General features: G+C 60.7%; 13 protein-coding genes and 2 pseudogenes. 4 read left to right on the top strand and 11 right to left on the bottom strand.

The genetic code is table 11. The features are described from left to right. Positions 1-109: 109 nt before the first annotated feature. Positions 110-1903 carry an allophanate hydrolase gene (atzF, locus tag ACUSIJ_RS17925; protein ID WP_449309785.1) on the bottom strand — a complete coding sequence of 598 codons (1794 nt, stop codon included), beginning with the start codon at positions 1901-1903 and terminating at the stop codon, positions 110-112. A 367-nt stretch (positions 1904-2270) separates the two neighbouring features. Between atzF and ACUSIJ_RS17920 the strand changes: the two are divergent. The 3 genes and pseudogenes from ACUSIJ_RS17920 to ACUSIJ_RS17910 all read left to right on the top strand — a co-directional run. Next, a pseudogene (locus ACUSIJ_RS17920) lies at positions 2271-2396 on the top strand (cysteine hydrolase family protein); the annotation flags it as partial. A 487-nt stretch (positions 2397-2883) separates the two neighbouring features. Then, positions 2884-3574 (top strand): annotated as a pseudogene (locus tag ACUSIJ_RS17915) (cysteine hydrolase family protein). Further along, positions 3567-3911 carry a cupin domain-containing protein gene (locus ACUSIJ_RS17910; RefSeq protein ID WP_449309784.1) on the top strand — a complete coding sequence of 115 codons (345 nt, stop codon included), beginning with the start codon at positions 3567-3569 and terminating at the stop codon, positions 3909-3911. Before ACUSIJ_RS17915 ends, ACUSIJ_RS17910 begins: the two are co-directional and overlap by 8 nt. Before the next feature lie 30 nt (positions 3912-3941). On the opposite strand, the gene ACUSIJ_RS17905 is transcribed toward ACUSIJ_RS17910, so the two are convergent. The 9 genes from ACUSIJ_RS17905 to ACUSIJ_RS17865 form a co-directional block, all read right to left on the bottom strand. Next, positions 3942-4667 carry an RraA family protein gene (locus ACUSIJ_RS17905; RefSeq protein ID WP_449309783.1) on the bottom strand — a complete coding sequence of 242 codons (726 nt, stop codon included), beginning with the start codon at positions 4665-4667 and terminating at the stop codon, positions 3942-3944. A 65-nt stretch (positions 4668-4732) separates the two neighbouring features. After that, positions 4733-5146: a Rieske (2Fe-2S) protein gene (locus tag ACUSIJ_RS17900; protein ID WP_449309782.1), complete on the bottom strand. Its 414-nt coding sequence runs from the start codon at positions 5144-5146 to the stop codon at positions 4733-4735. Further along, positions 5143-6270, bottom strand: coding sequence for an amidohydrolase family protein (locus tag ACUSIJ_RS17895; RefSeq protein WP_449309781.1), 1128 nt, complete (start codon positions 6268-6270; stop codon positions 5143-5145). The genes ACUSIJ_RS17900 and ACUSIJ_RS17895 overlap by 4 nt, the downstream gene beginning before the upstream one ends. Beyond that, positions 6270-7328, bottom strand: a complete 1059-nt coding sequence (locus ACUSIJ_RS17890; RefSeq protein WP_449309780.1) for an amidohydrolase family protein — start codon at positions 7326-7328, stop codon at positions 6270-6272. Before ACUSIJ_RS17890 ends, ACUSIJ_RS17895 begins: the two co-directional genes overlap by 1 nt. Before the next feature lie 82 nt (positions 7329-7410). Next, on the bottom strand, positions 7411-8625 hold the full coding sequence (locus ACUSIJ_RS17885; RefSeq protein ID WP_449309779.1) for an NAD(P)/FAD-dependent oxidoreductase: 1215 nt from the start codon (positions 8623-8625) through the stop codon (positions 7411-7413). Positions 8626-8637: 12 nt separating this feature from the next. Then, positions 8638-8976, bottom strand: coding sequence for a non-heme iron oxygenase ferredoxin subunit (locus ACUSIJ_RS17880; RefSeq protein WP_449309778.1), 339 nt, complete (start codon positions 8974-8976; stop codon positions 8638-8640). Between the two features lie 99 nt (positions 8977-9075). Next, entirely contained in the window at positions 9076-10578 is a 1503-nt protein-coding gene (locus tag ACUSIJ_RS17875; RefSeq protein ID WP_449309777.1) for a tripartite tricarboxylate transporter permease, read from the bottom strand. Positions 10579-10586: 8 nt separating this feature from the next. Then, complete coding sequence (locus ACUSIJ_RS17870; RefSeq protein WP_449309776.1) at positions 10587-11045, bottom strand: tripartite tricarboxylate transporter TctB family protein; 459 nt, start codon at positions 11043-11045, stop codon at positions 10587-10589. 83 nt (positions 11046-11128) lie between these two features. Next, positions 11129-12097, bottom strand: a complete 969-nt coding sequence (locus ACUSIJ_RS17865; protein ID WP_449309899.1) for a Bug family tripartite tricarboxylate transporter substrate binding protein — start codon at positions 12095-12097, stop codon at positions 11129-11131. A 338-nt stretch (positions 12098-12435) separates the two neighbouring features. Between ACUSIJ_RS17865 and ACUSIJ_RS17860 the strand changes: the two genes are divergently transcribed. Further along, on the top strand, positions 12436-13872 hold the full coding sequence (locus ACUSIJ_RS17860; RefSeq protein WP_449309775.1) for an aminotransferase-like domain-containing protein: 1437 nt from the start codon (positions 12436-12438) through the stop codon (positions 13870-13872). Between the two features lie 174 nt (positions 13873-14046). On the opposite strand, the gene ACUSIJ_RS17855 is transcribed toward ACUSIJ_RS17860, so the two are convergent. Then, on the bottom strand, positions 14047-15114 hold the full coding sequence (locus tag ACUSIJ_RS17855) for a cytochrome-c peroxidase (protein ID WP_449309774.1): 1068 nt from the start codon (positions 15112-15114) through the stop codon (positions 14047-14049). Between the last annotated feature and the right edge of the window lie 305 nt (positions 15115-15419).

Here is a 15419-nt window from a genome sequence, read left to right as displayed (position 1 = left end):
TTGATTGGAGCGAATTCTGATCGATCAAATGATTCCATTTGATCGGAAAGCGCTCTAGAGCACTTCTTCTTTTCGTTGAAACAGAGAGAAATGCTCTATCTCTTTGTTTTTACGCAATTCCGGATGCAAAACCGGTTCCCACTTTTGCCACGCCGGTGATGTCTGTGGCATTTTCAGCTCCGCTTGCTTCGCAGATGAAGCCGCAGACCACCTCGCCGCTCGCCAGGATCACCTTGCCAAGTCCGAGCGGCGCCGGGATGCCGGCAAGGAAATCGCCCACCCGCGCAAGGGGCATCGCCCAGACTTCGAGCGCGATCCCCGCGCTCTGGCGTTCCGAGGTATGGATCATCCCCGGACGTGCTTGCCCCTCTCCTGCGAGGGCATAGAAGCGATAGAACGGCGCCGAGCGCGTGGCTTCGAGCAGATACGCCCCGCGCGAGGTCAGCTGCGGGTTCAATGGCAAGCCCGACAGATGCGCGCCGCAGACCGCGAGTTTCATGAACCCCTCAGGCAGATCGGAGGCGGGAAGACGGTCCGGCAAGCACCATCCGGTCGCACCGAGGCTGCGTTTGCCTGCGCGCTCAAGGCAGCCGGAAACGCTCGCCAGCAGCGCATCCTGACCGGAACGCGCCAGCAAGGTGACGCTGCCGGGACGCCCGTCCGTACGCGCTGGCGTCGGAACGGCCAGTCCGCACATGTCCATCAGGTTCACGAAATTCGTATAGGTGCCCAGCTTCGTGTTCGGCGTTACCGGATCGGCTTCCAGATCGGCTACGGTATAGAAAGTCGGGACGCTCGGCACGCAGAGCAAGTCGAGGGCAGCCAGAACGGGTTCGACGCGCCGTTTCAACTCCTGCAATCGGTAGAACCCGCGGAACGCGTCTGTTGCCGAAAACGTCCCCGCCTTGCCGATGATCTGGCGGATGACAGGGAGGATCGCCTCCGGATCCGAGACCATGAGGTCCGCGATCACGCTGTTGCGTTCCGCGACCCAGGCACCTTCGTAAAGCATGTTCGCGATGTCATAGAACGGGGTAAAGTCCACCGGAACGATCTCATGCCCCTCTTCGTGCAAAAGGTCGAGACTCGCAGCAAAGGAGGCGGCCTGAACCCGATCCCCGAAGAAGCGCAGACTCGTTCCGTCCGGGACGCCGATGCGCAGCCCCGGACGGACCTTGAACAGATCGCCGGCCAGTATCGGCCTGGCATAGGCATCTTCCGCATCGTAGACGGCACCGACACGGTAGACGGCATAGGCGTCCTCTACCGTCAGTGCGAAGACCGAGATCGTTTCGATCGAGCGGCAGGCCGGGACGGATCCCCGCGCCGACCATGCGCCGAGCGACGGCTTGAGCCCGACGATATTGTTCAATGCCGCAGGAACGCGGCCGGATCCGGCGGTATCGGTGCCCAGTGCGAAGCTGACGATGCCGTGGGCAACGGCCACGGCCGAACCGCTGGAAGATCCGCCGGGCACGATCTCGGGATCGAGCGCATTCTTCGGGGGCACATAAGGCGTGCGGACGCCGACCAGCCCGGTCGCGAACTGATCGAGGTTGGTCTTGCCGATCACCAGCGCTCCGGCCTGACGCAGCAGGGAAACGACGAAGGCGTCCGCAGCCGGTTCATTGCGCCACGCCGGGCAGGCGGCGGTCGTCGGCAATCCCGCGACATCGATGTTGTCCTTCACCGCGAAGGGAACGCCCCAAAGCGGTAGCGCAGGATCATAAGCGCCCAATGCCCGGGTATCGGAGAGAACATCCGCCTCGTCCCGCAGACTGATGAAGATCCCCGGATCGGCAACTTCCGCGATGCGCGCATAGACCTGCCGGACGAGCTCTTCCGGCGAAACGCCCGCAGCATAGACAGCCTTCAGTTCCCGCAGCGTCAACGGAATGCTCATTCGATGCTCTCCTTGCCTAAATCATTTCTGCGTTTCGTTGAAACGCAGAAATGATTTAACTTTTTAATTTAACGCGTTTTCTTCACGCAAACCAGTACCCACTTTGCTTGAAAACGCTTTATTCCGCGGTTGTGGAGTGTTCCGAGCGAAATCTCTATTGCTAATTTTTCATAAAACAGGTGCATTCAATGCACCGCTCGGGAGGCCGCGATGAAGCATCTTCAGGATTTCAGATATATCGAAGCGATCATGCGGGCCGGCTCGATACGAAAAGCCGCCGATGACATGAACATCACAGCTTCGGCACTGAACCGGCGGATCCAGCGCTTCGAAGAGGAATTCGGCTCCCCCATCTTCGAAAGGCTGCCTCCCGGGAGAGGCGATCATTGACAAGCCGGGCAAGGGCAGCTTCTGCGCAACCGATCTCGAACTGGTCCTGCGTCTGCATGGTATCGAGAACATCGTGCTGACCGGCATCACCACCGATGTCTGCCCGAAGAGCCGCTGTTGAATGCCTGCGCCCCGCGGATGAGCGTTGCGGATAACCTTGCACTGCGCGACTTCGACGGTGACGGGCGCCGGTTCCTGCTCGATCGCCGCCGGATAATGCGCCGGGCGAACGAATTGATCCGGAATTTCGACATCCGGACCCGCAACCCGCACACTCCGGTGCGCGACCTTTCCGGCGGCAATGTCCAGCGTGTGGCGCTGGCGCGGGAACTGAGCGGGAATGTGTTCGCTGCTGGTGGTCGCAAACCCGTGTTTCGGTCTCGATTTCTCGGCTGCACGCGCGATCCGGGACCGCATTGTCCAGGTTCGCAATACCGGTACGGCAGTGCTGCTGATCAGCGAGGATCTGGACGAAATCCTCGAACTTTCCGACAGGATCGTGGTGATGGCCGACGGCCTGTCGCCTGGCAGACCTCGGCCACCGGAGCGGATCCCGCGATCCTTGGCCGCTACATGGCGGGGCATACGGCATGAATACGATCACTGATACGATCACTGATACAATCCCTGCGCGACCTTTCCCCTTCCCGTTCGAACGCGAGACCCTGGCGCTTGTCGTCATCGACATGCAGCGCGATTTCCTCGAAGAAGGCGGTTTCGGCGCGTCGCTTGGCAACGATGTCTCGCAGTTGCGCCGCATCGTGCCCACGGTGGCCCGTCTGATCGGCGGGTTCCGGCGCGCGGGCCTGCCTGTCCTGCATACGCGTGAATGTCACCACCCGGATCTGAGCGACCTGCCTCCGGCAAAACGGGATCGCGGCCAACCGGCACTGCGGATCGGCGAGCCGGGACCAATGGGGCGGCTGCTCGTCGCGGGTGAGCCGGGCGCCGATATCATCCCCGAACTTGCGCCGCTGCGAACGGAGGTCGTCGTGGACAAGCCCGGCAAAGGCGCCTTCTACGGCACCGAATTCGGGGTGGTGCTGCGCCACAGGAACATCCGGCAACTGGTGTTCGCCGGCGTCACCACCGAGGTTTGCGTCCAGACGACCATGCGCGAGGCGAACGACCGCGGCTTCGACTGCCTGCTCGCAACGGACGCGACAGCGAGCTACTTCCCCGCTTTTCACGACGCCACGATCGAAATGATCGTGGCGCAGGGGGGGCATCGTCGGCTGGGCGGCGGAAACCCACATGATATTGGAGGCACTCCATGGCTGACCCGAAGGCCCTTCCGGCGCTTCTGAGCGGTGCGTGGCGCGATCTGCCCTACGAGCCGTTCCGAGACGGGGTCGACGTCCATTACCTGTGGCGGCAGCGGGATGCCGAAGGCCCGGTCTGGGCCTTTCTGCGCTACAAACCCGGTACGTTGGTCCCGCGTCATCGCCATACCGGGCTCGAAACCATCGTCGCGGTCGATGGCAGCCAATCGGACGAACGTGGTTATTACGAAACCGGCTCCGTCATCTGCAATCCGGAAGGAACGGAGCACAGCGTCTGGACGGAGAACGGCTGTACGGTCTTCATCCAATGGAAAAGCCCCGTGCTGGTCTTGTAGTGCGGCCGCCGCCCCGGGAGGAGCGGCCGGTCACTTGATGATCTTCACGCCGCGGCTGGCCAGTACGGAATCGTAGTACTCGTCTTTCTTCCGATTGTCCTCGACAACGGTCGGCCAGTCGTCCTCGACCTTCCATTCGCGGACAGTGCCGCACTTCTCGATAACCGCGCCGACGTCATCCTGCGGTATGCAACAGATGCCGTCTTCGTCGGCGACGATGACATCTCCGGCATGCACCACGACACCTCCGCAACTGACCGGAACGCCGATCTCGCCGGGACCGCGTTTCGGTCCCGTGGCCGGATGCACGCCGCGGCAGAAAATGGGAAAGTCGAATGACTTCATCTGGTTCAGATCGCGATAGAACCCATCGAGGACCATCCCGGCAACACCGCGCTTCTTGGCGATCAACATCATCTCGGCGCCGCCGCAGCAGTAGGAGGCGTGGCCCCGCGCATCCACCACCAGCACGTCTCCGGGTTCGGCCAGCGTGATCGCCTTCTTCAGCATCAGATTGTCGCCGGGCGGCATCTTCACGGTGAAGGCTGGGCCTACAAGCTTGCGCATCGGCGTGTAACCGGGCCTCAACAGCCCGTCCATCGTGTACATCAGTCCGACCCAATCGCTGATATCGGGCACGGAGAAGTCATGGAAACGTCTCGCCTTCTCCTCCGGCGTGCGGTTGAAGGATGTGTCGATCTTGAGACCGACGATGGGATATTTTCCGTTCCAGTCTGGGTTCTGTTGCTGAGTCATTTCTTCCCCCGTCCTCTAGAGCGCGCTTCGATGAAATGAGCTAGCGTCCTTCGATAATGAACGTGTCATACGGTGACGACCACATAGTCATCCCGCAACTCCACTTCGAAGGTTTCCGCCTTGTAGTCGCCCTTGATGAGTTCGCTGCCCGATCTGACCTCCGTCGGATACAGCTTGACCTTGGTGTGCAACGGGTTGAACCAGGACTGACCCGTGCGGACGTCGAACTCCCAGCCGTGCCAAGGGCAGCGCAACATCTCGCCCTGACGCGAGTATTCGATCAGCCCCGGTTCCGAGCTTTCAGCAACTCCTGTGAGAACACCGTGGCACAACGACGCCGCCTGATGCGGACATCTGTTCAGAAGGGCGAAGAACTCGCCCTTGACGTTGAAGATGACGATCGGCCGGCCGGCGATCGTCTCGAGACGGCGGGTTCCTTCCGGGAACTCCGACACTCGGCAGACGACGATCTTCTTCATGCAGCCGGTTCCTCCGGGATATTCATGAAACGCAGGGCATTGTTGCGGAACACCAGCGCCTGCTCCTGATTGGACATCCTGAAAGGAAATGCGTAGCGCGGATCGTCGAAGTCCCAATGCGGATAGTCGGTCGAGAAGCACAGACGGTCCCAGCCCAGCCAGTCGATGGCCTGACGCAGATGGTCCGGCTCGTTTACGTCCTCCATCGGCTGGGTCGAGAACCAGCAATTGATCTTCACATAATCGGATGGCCTGCGCTTCACGTGCGGCACTTCCGAACGCAGCCGTTCCCACAGCCTGTCGAGCCGCCATAGAAAGGCCGGCACCCAGGAGAAACCGCCTTCGATGAACATCACCCGCAGCGTCGGGAACTCTTCGAACACGCCTTCCATGATCAGGCTGGCGAGCGTCGCCTGCATACCGATGGAAACGAGTTGATGATGCTCGACATAGTAGGAGCACCATCCGCCCCCCGGAACGGAGGGATGGCCGTTGTGGCCGTGCGTATGCAACCCGATGGACAGATCATGCTCGACCGCTGCCCGATAGATCGGCCAATACCTGCGCCTGCCGATCGGTTCAATGCTTCGCGGAGAGAAAGAGATCTGGACGAAACGCTTGTCGTCGCCGTGCTTGTGGATTTCGGCCACGGCGTGTTCGACATTGTCGTTGCCGACCACGAGGGAACCCTTGAGGCGCGGCTCGGGCTCTATCCACTCCGCGATCTGCCAATCGTTCAGCGCGCTGGTGATTGCCGAGCCGTACGCGAGATTTCGCTGGCTGGCGCCGTTCGGATAGAGCACTTGCAGGATGCCGAGCTCGATGTCGAACAGGTCGAGCAGTTGCTCGCGCATGAAATCGAGATCCGACCCGGGAGGGCCGCCGCTCGGCGGGTAGGCATCACGACGCGAGATGAACGGGGCGCTCTTGGGATAGAGATCGCCGGCCGCATAGGGCATGCGCAGGAAATTTCCGTATTCATCGAAATGCGCATGCCACTCCCTGGCAAGATATTTCTTCAAATCCGCAGGACGCTTGAGCAGCGGGTGCACGTCGCAGTCGATGATTTTCGGCTTGGTCTGGGGACCTGCCTTCGTCGAGGCGGAGGAAACCGAAACGTTCATTATTGGACTCCTCTCAGGCGATCATAGGTGGCCAAGGGATTTTCGATGGCGATCTTGTGCTTGAGCGCATCGGAAATGCCGGGAGCGAACACCGCGTCACCATCGAACTGCCAATGTGGAAAATCGCTGGCATAGAGCAGCATGTCCTCCGAGCCGATCTGTTCGAAGAGCGCGGTGATAACAGTGCCATTGGCCGGCACGTCCAGCGGCTGCATGGTCAGCCGAACCCTCTCGCGCACGATGCTGCTGGGCGGCTGTTCGACCCATGGTACTTCGCTGCGCAACGCCCGCCAGGTATTGTCGGCGCGCCACATGAAACTGGGCAGCCACGATACCCCCGACTCCATGAGCACGACCCGCAGATCGGGGAATTTTGCGAATACGCCTTCATAGACCAGACTCAGAAGCTGTCCCTGTATCGCATGCGACAACGTCGCATGGTCTTCCAGATAGAAGGACGGCCATCCCGTGTAGGTCGGTGCGAAGCGGTGGGCGTGTCCCGCATGAATGCCGATCGGCAGGCCGTATTTTTCTGCAACGCGGTAGATCGGCCAGTATCGGCGCTGTCCCAGCGGCGTGTCGCCGCCGCTCAGAAACAGGATCTGCACGAACCGGGGATCATCGGCGCGCCGTTCGATTTCCTCGATGGCCATTTCGGTGTCCTGCACGGGTATGACGATCGACGCTCGCAGACGGTCGTCGAGCTCCAGCCACTCCGCCACGATCCAGTCGTTGATGGCCCGGCAGATGGCCGCCGCCAGATAGACGTTGAAGACGATCTGTCCGCCATAGACGACGTTGCAGATAGCCGCCGATGCATTGAACCGGCCCAAAACCTGATCGCGCAACATCTTGAACCTCTGGCCGGTGCCGTCCTCCTTCAGACGCCAGTCGGGCCGCACGGTGATGTCGTATTTCGGAGGATAGGTCGTAATGTCAAACGCATCCATACCGCGCGTCGTTACCTGATCCTGCCAGTACGGCTCCAGATAGGGCAGCAGCGCCTTCATGCCGGGCAGCATCGGGTGAACGTCGCAATCAATGGGTCTCAGTGTCATCGTCAGCCCTTCCAAGACTCTCCAGCTTGCCTGTGAGCAACGAACTCCCAGCGCTGCTCGCTCCTTGCGCGGTGCCGAAGCATCACGCCACCGCCTTCACAAGTGTCTGCACGGGGTACGACACATCCGCGATCAGCGCGGGATCGACATATTTTCGACTGCGGATGAGCATCCTTCCGGCCCGTACGTCACGCGGGGCATTGATCCCTGTCACCCCGATCACGAGATCGGCGGTGTCGAACGTCCATACCGAAAACGCTCCGTCGGCAGTCGAGCCCCTGACAACTGCCGATGCGGCCCCCTCCGCCGAACCCGCCATCTGCAGGTTGATGCCGTGCTGGTCTGTCCAGAACCAGGGAACCGGATCATACGGCACGCGCTGACCCGCCATGGACCGTCCGACGGCACTGCCGTGGTCCTGGGCATGTTGCCAGTTTTCGAGCCGCACGTGCCGCCCATGGCGCGCGGACCAGAATGCCGCTACGTCTCCGGCCGCGTAGATGCCGGCAATGGTCGTTTCGCCGAACTCGTCGACGAGAATGCCGTTGGCTACCGCGATCTCCGCCGAAGCCGCGAGCGCCGTATCGCGTTCCGTACCTATCCCCGCAACGACGACATCCGCCGGGACGAAGTGTCCGCCCGCTGTGACCACGCCTTCCTCACGGATTTCCGCGATGCTGCTGCCGAACAGGAAACGCACACCATGCTCTTCGTGCCGGGTGCACAGCCATTTCCCGACTTCGGTGCTGACGGATCGCGCCATCGCTCCCTGGCCTGCCTCTATGACCGTCACGGCGCAGTTCCGCGCGATCGCTGCCGAAGCTATTTCCAAGCCTATGACACCTGCGCCGATGCATACAACCCGGATTCCGGGATTGAGCCTTTGTCTGAGAACGCGGGCGTCCTCCAGGTTCCTCAGATAGATCAGTCGCTCATTGCCCGGCACCTCCATGCGGCGAGGCCGGCTGCCGGTTGCAATCAGGAGCTTTCCAAAGGGCAGCGCCCGACCATCATCGAGGGAGACGACCCGGCGGCCCGGATCGATGGCGCTCACCCTCACACCGCAGATCAGGTCAATTTTCTTCTCGCCATAACGTTCTAACGGGTGAAAATGGGCAGGCGCCGGCATTTCAGTGCTTGTCAGCATCTCCTTGGACAGAGGTGGCCGCTCGTAGGGTGGTTCGTTCTCCTCACCCACCAGCGTGATCGAGCCGTGATGGCCGGCGTTTCTGAGCGCCATGGCGGCATGGCTTCCCGCCTGCCCTGCGCCAACGACGACGATGTCTGTCTGTGACATTCTCGCCTCAACCTAGTCCCGTCGTTCACCGGCCGGCAGCCCGACCAGAACCTTCTCGCCTTCCACGCGAACGGGGAAGGTGGAGATGTCTTCCTCGATCGGCGCGCACAGACCGCGGCCTGTCCTGATGTCGAACTGGCCGTTGTGGAGAGGACATTCCACGGTGTAGTCGTCCAGCCACCCATCGGTGAGCAGCGCATAGGCATGCGAGCAGATGTTGTCGGTGCAAAACCATTCGCCGTTCACATGATAGAGCGCCAGCGACCGCCCGTTCAGTTCCACGGGGAGCATCTCACTCTCGGCTGCATCCGCCACCGAGGCGGCCTCTATCCAATCGACACTCTCACTCATGAGTTCCACCCTTGTTGCTGGACCAGCACCACGGATCCGGCGTGACACGCGCATTGTTCATTCCCGGCCGGACGGCCGGCGGTATAACCGGTCGCAACGCTATTCCTCCGCCATGATCGCATCAGCCTTCCTGCGGAACTTGGGCAGGCTTGCCAGCACGATCAGCAACGCAGCGGTGAGCAGGAGAGCCAGCGAGATCGGGCGGTCGAAGAAGATCGATATGTCGCCCTGGGAGATCACCAGCGAGCGCCGGAAGTTCTCCTCGAGCATCGGCCCGAGAACCAGCCCCAGCATCAGCGGTGCCGGTTGACAGTCGATCTTCCGCAGCAGATAGCCGAACAACCCGAACAGAGCCGCCAGCAACACGTCGAACGCCGAATAACGCAGCGTGAAAATGCCGATACAGGACACAACCAGAATGATCGGAAACAGGTACTGGAACGGCACCATTGTGACCCGCACCCAGAATCTGACGAGCGGCAGGTTGAGGATGACCAGGATGGCGTTGCCGATCCACATCGAGGCAATCAGCCCCCAGAACAGCGCGGGGTTGGTCGTCATCACCATCGGCCCCGGCTGGATGTTGTGAATGGTCATGATGCCGAGCAGCAGCGCCATGGTCGGACTACCCGGAATGCCGAGCGTGAGGGTCGGAACGAAGGCGGTCTGAGCAGCCGCGTTGTTGGCGGCCTCCGGCGATGCGACGCCCTCGATGGCGCCCTTTCCCAGTTCGTGACGGTATTTGGATGTACGCGCTTCCAGTGCGTAGGCGAAGAAGGATGCGATCGACAGCCCGGCCCCCGGCAGGAGCCCGGCTCCGGCTCCCAGTCCCGTACCGCGCAGCGTTGCCGGTATTGCACGCAGGAAGTCCGCCTTTGTCAGCCAGAGCCTGAGGTCCTTCGTCAGCAGGCTCTTGCCGCCTTGCGTGTTGGCGAGGCCGGCAATGACTTCGCCGAAGGCGAAGATGCCGACGGCGACGACGGTGAAGTCAATTCCCTCCCATAGTTCGGGGAACCCGAAGGTGTAGCGCATGACCCCGGTGTTCAGATCCGTGCCAACGAGCCCCAGCAGCACGCCCAGCAGGATCATGCCGATGGATTTGAGCGCCGAGCCGAAACTCAGCGATGCGGCTCCGACCAGCCCGAGCACCATCAGGGCAAAGTATTCTGGGGAATTGAAACTCAGCGCGACCCGCCCGAGCGGGATGGCAAAGGTCGCCAGAACAAGGGTGCCGACACATCCCGCGAAGAAGGAACTCAACGCCGCAGTGACAAGCGCTACGCCTGCGCGGCCCTGCCGGGCCATCTGATAACCATCGATCGCCGTGACCACCGACGACGCTTCGCCCGGCAGGTTGACGAGGATCGCGGTCGTCGAGCCACCATAGGCGGAGCCGTAATAGATGCCGGCCATCATGACCAGCGCGCCGACGGGCTCGATGCCGTAGGTGAACGGGAGGAGCATCGCGATGGTGGCCAGCGGGCCAAGACCCGGCAGCACTCCGATGGCTGTTCCCAGTACGCAGCCGATCAGCGCATAGAAGACGTTGTCCAGCGAAAGGGCGGTCTGGAAGCCAAGTGCGAGATTCTCGATAAGGCTCATCGCTGCGCTCAATCACCGAAAAGGGTCGGCCATACCGGGATCTGCAGCCCCAGAATGTAGCTGAATATCGCGACGCTGATCACCAGAGCGACGGCAATGGTAACAAGCGTCGCTTTCCACGTGACGTCGCGCCCGGCAAAGCTCGACACGAGGGCGACGAGGCTGATGGTCACGACAAGGCCGGCAGTCCGGATAAGCAGGCCGAACAGAACGACCGAAAGCAGGACAAGCAGCAGACCGCGGATGTCCCAGGCGCTTATCGGCTTCGGCTGAGGATCCCTGAAGGCATGTATGAGCACCACGGCACCGATCGCGGCCAGAGCGAGCCCCACCCAGAAGGGGAAATAGCCCGGTCCCATGTTGGCTGCGCTTCCCAGGCGGTAGTTCGAAGCGCCAGCGGCGAACCCGCCGCCGAGAATGATGAAAAACAGGCCGGAGGCAGTGTCTGTCTGATTTCTGATTTTCATGCCCGATGTCTTCCGTATGATGTCTTCCGTATGGGCTTCGCGCATGCGCGATGATGCGCGAGGCTCCTGCACGGACGGGTTGGCTATTGCGCCTCCAGGCCCAGATCTGCCTTGCTCGCGATCTCCTTCCACTTCGTCAGTTCATCGCTGACGGCAGCCGCGAATTCGTCCGCGGTCATCACGGTCGGCGTAGCGCCGTTCTTGGCGAGGAACTCCCTGGTCTCGTCCGACTGCATGATCTCGTTCACCCGATCGTTGATCATGGCGACCGTCTCGGGCGGCGTGTCGGCCGGAGCGAATACGCCCCACCATAGTTCAACTTCAGAGCCGCCTACGCCCGCCTCGGCCGGAGTAGGCAGATCGGGCGAACTCCGCACGCGCTCGGGGCCTGTCACCATGAGGCCGTTCACCTGACCGGCACTGATGAACGACTCCAGTTGCAGGAAGCTGCTGAAGAACATATCGATCTCGCCACCCATCAGGGCGGTCAGTGCCTCGTTGCCGCCCTTGTAGTGCACCGGACGCGCATTGATGCCTGCGACATCGTTGAATAGCTCGGCACCGAAATGGTTGATCGTGCCCGGGCCGGAAGTCGCATAGAGCAATTCTTTGCTCCTGGCGGCCTCGATGAGTTCCGCAACCGTTTTGGCGGGCGTCTTGGGACCGGTGACGAGACCCATGGGCACTTTGCCGGACATGGCGACAGGAACAAGATCAGTGGCGGCGTCGTAGGGCAGATTGGCCTGGGCGGCCGCAGTCGTTGTGAAGGTATTGGACACGAACAGCAGCGTCTGCCCGTCCGGGGCTGCGTTGGCGACATACGCCGTGCCGATGGCGGTGCCGGCTCCGGGCTTGTTTTCGACGACGACCGTCTGACCCCAGAGTTTGGCGAGATGATCGGCCAGATACCGGGCCACCATGTCGTTTCCGCCGCCGGGGCCGAAAGGCACGACCATCGTCACGGGCTTGGACGGATATTCCGCCAAGGCAGGCACACCGAAAGCCAACGAGAGCCCCAATGAAACTGCAGCAAAAAGGTAGGTACGCGGCATGGTCAACACTCCTCCCTTGATTTGTTGATTGATTATCAGTTGTTATTTAATTTATACAATCTTATATGGATATTGTGCCAACACAATACCGATATTTACCAGAATATAATTCTGGAAAGGGTGCAGTTGATCGTTTTAAGTTTTTTATTGCGAATGTTATATTATCGTGTTATTGTGTTTTTTCTTCAACGCAGATTGCCCCGTATGTCTCGTCCTCCAACAAGGTACCTCGCAGAGCACATCGGACACACGTCCGATGCGCATCTCCTGACTCACCCAGTGAAGCAATTTGAGCGATTTTCGATAGCAGCAGTTTGACCTCAACCGTATCAGTACACATGGACGATACAGCACAGCCCCCATCCACGCGTTATCAGCAGATTGTTGACCTGATCCGTCATCGAATCGAGACGAACACGCTAAAGCCGGGAGACAAGCTGCCGTCAGTGCGCAAGCTGCACAGGTTGACGGGCTTCAGCATGACGACCATCCATCATGCCTATTCTCTTTTGGAAGGCGACGGCATCATCGTCGCGCGACCGCGCTCCGGGTTCTTCGTCGTCGAAAGTCAGCTGGAGGCGACAGCCGATGCGGCGGCAGAGGACAACGAAATCCAGTCCAATCATCTTGTGTCGGTCGATGAGATGGCCTTTCGGGTCACCTCGCTCTGGCATCGTCATGAATTGGAGGCGTTTGGCGCGATCTATCCGAGCCGGGATCTCGGCGTGCGGCAGAAGATCGATCAGCATATCCGCCAGATTCTCCGTGTACGCGGTCGCGCCTTTCCGGAAATGGATTCGCCGGAGGGAGATCCGCTCTTGCGGGAAGTCATCGCGCGCCGCGCGGTGCTGAAGGGTATCATCGTTCGACCGGCCGATGTTGCGATCCTCGGGCGCGGCATCCAGGGATTGGATCTCTGCATTGAGGTTCTGACCGCACCCGGCGATCTGGTGCTTATAGAAAGCCCGTCCTTCTTCCCGGTCTTCGCGGCGCTCCAGCGGCGGCAGTTGCGCGCAGTGGAGATTTACTCGCATCCCAAGACCGGAATTGACGCGGATCAGTTTCGGCATCTGTTACATAACAATCCGGTCAAGGCTTGCATTCTGATGCCAGTTCATCATTATCCCACGGGCATCACATACTCGGCGGAGACGATGCAGAGCGTGGTCACCACCGCCAATCGCATGGACGTGCCTATTATTGAAATCGACCTCTTCGGTGAACTGACGCACTGCGGGGAGACGATGTCGTCCCTGAAGCAATACGACACCAAGGACCAGGTCCTGCATTTCTCGACTCTGGGCGGCCTATTGGCCTACGGCTACGGTGTAAGCAGCGTCATTAGCCCGCGTTATCAGCCGATCCTCACGCAGCGGCAGTTTATGGCGGTGCTTTCCAGCGGCGAAGGGATTATCCAGCATGGCATCGCGGAATACATCATCAAATCCGGCTACGATCGGCATCTGCGGCAGGTGCGGGCAATGCTCGCCGAGCGTATCAATCACGGCCTGCAACTGATTGCCGAAAATTTCCCTGCTGCCTGCACCGTCCACCGACCGATGGGAGGCTTCATGTGCTGGGTGCGCGGGCCGCGTAACTTCGATTCGATGAAAGCGTCAAGAATCGCGTTTACCAATCAGATAAGCCTGCCGCCGGGGCCGATGTTCTCTGTCACAAACTCGTTCGGCAACTTCATAGCGCTCAATCTTTCCTTGCCCTGGACGGAGGAACGCATTCGCAAACTCAAGATTGTCGCATCGTTGATGCGGGACTGAGCGACCACGAAGAAACGCAGGAACTTGCGAGAGAGCGGCCCGTTGCTTCCTCGAAGCGAAGGGGCCGCTCTGACGATTCCCGTCGGGCCCAGAGCGCTTATCGTTCAAAATTAGGAAGTTGGAGCATGTTGTCGTTTTCGTGAAAAGACAACATGCTCTGGCGGGCCGTGAGTATCAGCCGGGACGACCGCCGGGTGCGACCGGGCGCGGTGTATCCTTCGTGCTCGGAGGCAACGTCGGATACACCACCTGCGGCTGATCGCCGGTCAGGGTGTGCAGGAAGGCGACGATCGCCTTGACCTCGTCGTCGTTCAGATCCTCGCCCAACTGGCTCGTGCCCATGATGGCAACGGCCTGCTCGAGATCCCACACCTGGCCGCTGTGGAAGTAAGGCGCAGTGAGCGCGATATTGCGCAGCGGACCGGCGCGGAAGACGTATTCATCGTCGACCGTCTCGGTCACCGTGAAGCGGCCCTTGTCGTTTTCGGGCAGGATATTGGCGCCGGGCCTCTCGACGACCCCGAACGGATGGTAGCTTTCGCCGCCGACGTTCTGGCCTCCGTGGCAGGCGACGCAGCCCTTGTTGATGAACAGGTCCAGACCGGCCAGTTCCTGCTCGCCCAGCGACGATTCGCCCGTGAGGAACCGGTCAAAGCGCGAGTTGGGGGTCACCAGCGTCACTTCGAACGCTTCCAGGGCCTTGGCCATGTTGTCGAAGCTGACAGGGCTGTCGTCGCCGGGGAAGGCCGTCTTGAAGAGATCGACATATTCCGGGATGCTCTTCAGAACTTCTTCCACCTTGCCGGGCGTGTTGTTCATTTCCACGCTGGCCTGCACCGGGCCCTTGGCCTGGGCCGCCAGATCCTCGGCACGGCCGTCCCAGAACTGGGCGATGTTGAAGACTGCGTTGAGCACTGTCGGCGAATTGCGCGGGCCGGCCTGCCAGCCGTGGCCGATCGAGGTCGAGATGTTGTCGGCACCGCCCGTGCCGACGCTGTGGCAGGTGTTGCACGTGATGATCTGGCTCGACGACAGGCGCGGTTCGAAGAACAGCCAATGACCGAGCTGGATCTGCTCCTGGCTGACGTTGCGCGCCTTGATGACTTCCTCGGCCGTGGGAACGGGCTGGAACAGGCTCTGCGCGGTAGCGCGCAATTCCTCCACATCGATGGATTGCTGGGCGAGCGCCGGGGCGCCGGCAAGGAAGGTACAAGAAAGCAGAAGTACGAGGTGGGTGCGCATGATGGCTCTCCGTTATTGAACCATTCCAGTCCGTGAACAATTAAATGATTCCAGCTTATAACCGTTCTGAGTTTTAGAGATTGCGCTGAATCAACACGTACGACTTTAGTTTTGGGGAATCCGGCGGCTGCCCCTGGACTTCCGGCAGCGTTGCGCGCGGGGCGCGCTGCTGGGGGCGGCTGCGCCGAAGGTGGAGGCGGCCTGCACAGGAAACGCGCGGTTTCGGCCAGGGTCTCGCGGACATTGCCGCCACCCGGAATCCGTAAAGGTTCGAATTAAAACGAGTGCAATTGCGACAGCTCAAG

It is taken from the genome of Pseudochelatococcus sp. B33, assembly GCF_053570585.1.
Note: the sequence above shows the minus strand (reverse complement) of the source record. Positions and strands in the feature narration are given on the sequence as shown.

Bases quoted from the DNA above. Each gene is read 5' to 3' on its own strand.
- atzF (WP_449309785.1), bottom strand. From the start codon at position 1,903: ATGAGCATTCCGTTGACGCTGCGGGAACTGAAGGCTGTCTATGCTGCG.
- ACUSIJ_RS17910 (WP_449309784.1), top strand. From the start codon at position 3,567: ATGGCTGACCCGAAGGCCCTTCCGGCGCTTCTGAGCGGTGCGTGGCGC.
- ACUSIJ_RS17905 (WP_449309783.1), bottom strand. From the start codon at position 4,667: ATGACTCAGCAACAGAACCCAGACTGGAACGGAAAATATCCCATCGTC.
- ACUSIJ_RS17900 (WP_449309782.1), bottom strand. From the start codon at position 5,146: ATGAAGAAGATCGTCGTCTGCCGAGTGTCGGAGTTCCCGGAAGGAACC.
- ACUSIJ_RS17895 (WP_449309781.1), bottom strand. From the start codon at position 6,270: ATGAACGTTTCGGTTTCCTCCGCCTCGACGAAGGCAGGTCCCCAGACC.
- ACUSIJ_RS17890 (WP_449309780.1), bottom strand. From the start codon at position 7,328: ATGACACTGAGACCCATTGATTGCGACGTTCACCCGATGCTGCCCGGC.
- ACUSIJ_RS17885 (WP_449309779.1), bottom strand. From the start codon at position 8,625: ATGTCACAGACAGACATCGTCGTCGTTGGCGCAGGGCAGGCGGGAAGC.
- ACUSIJ_RS17880 (WP_449309778.1), bottom strand. From the start codon at position 8,976: ATGAGTGAGAGTGTCGATTGGATAGAGGCCGCCTCGGTGGCGGATGCA.
- ACUSIJ_RS17875 (WP_449309777.1), bottom strand. From the start codon at position 10,578: ATGAGCCTTATCGAGAATCTCGCACTTGGCTTCCAGACCGCCCTTTCG.
- ACUSIJ_RS17870 (WP_449309776.1), bottom strand. From the start codon at position 11,045: ATGAAAATCAGAAATCAGACAGACACTGCCTCCGGCCTGTTTTTCATC.
- ACUSIJ_RS17865 (WP_449309899.1), bottom strand. From the start codon at position 12,097: ATGCCGCGTACCTACCTTTTTGCTGCAGTTTCATTGGGGCTCTCGTTG.
- ACUSIJ_RS17860 (WP_449309775.1), top strand. From the start codon at position 12,436: ATGGACGATACAGCACAGCCCCCATCCACGCGTTATCAGCAGATTGTT.
- ACUSIJ_RS17855 (WP_449309774.1), bottom strand. From the start codon at position 15,114: ATGCGCACCCACCTCGTACTTCTGCTTTCTTGTACCTTCCTTGCCGGC.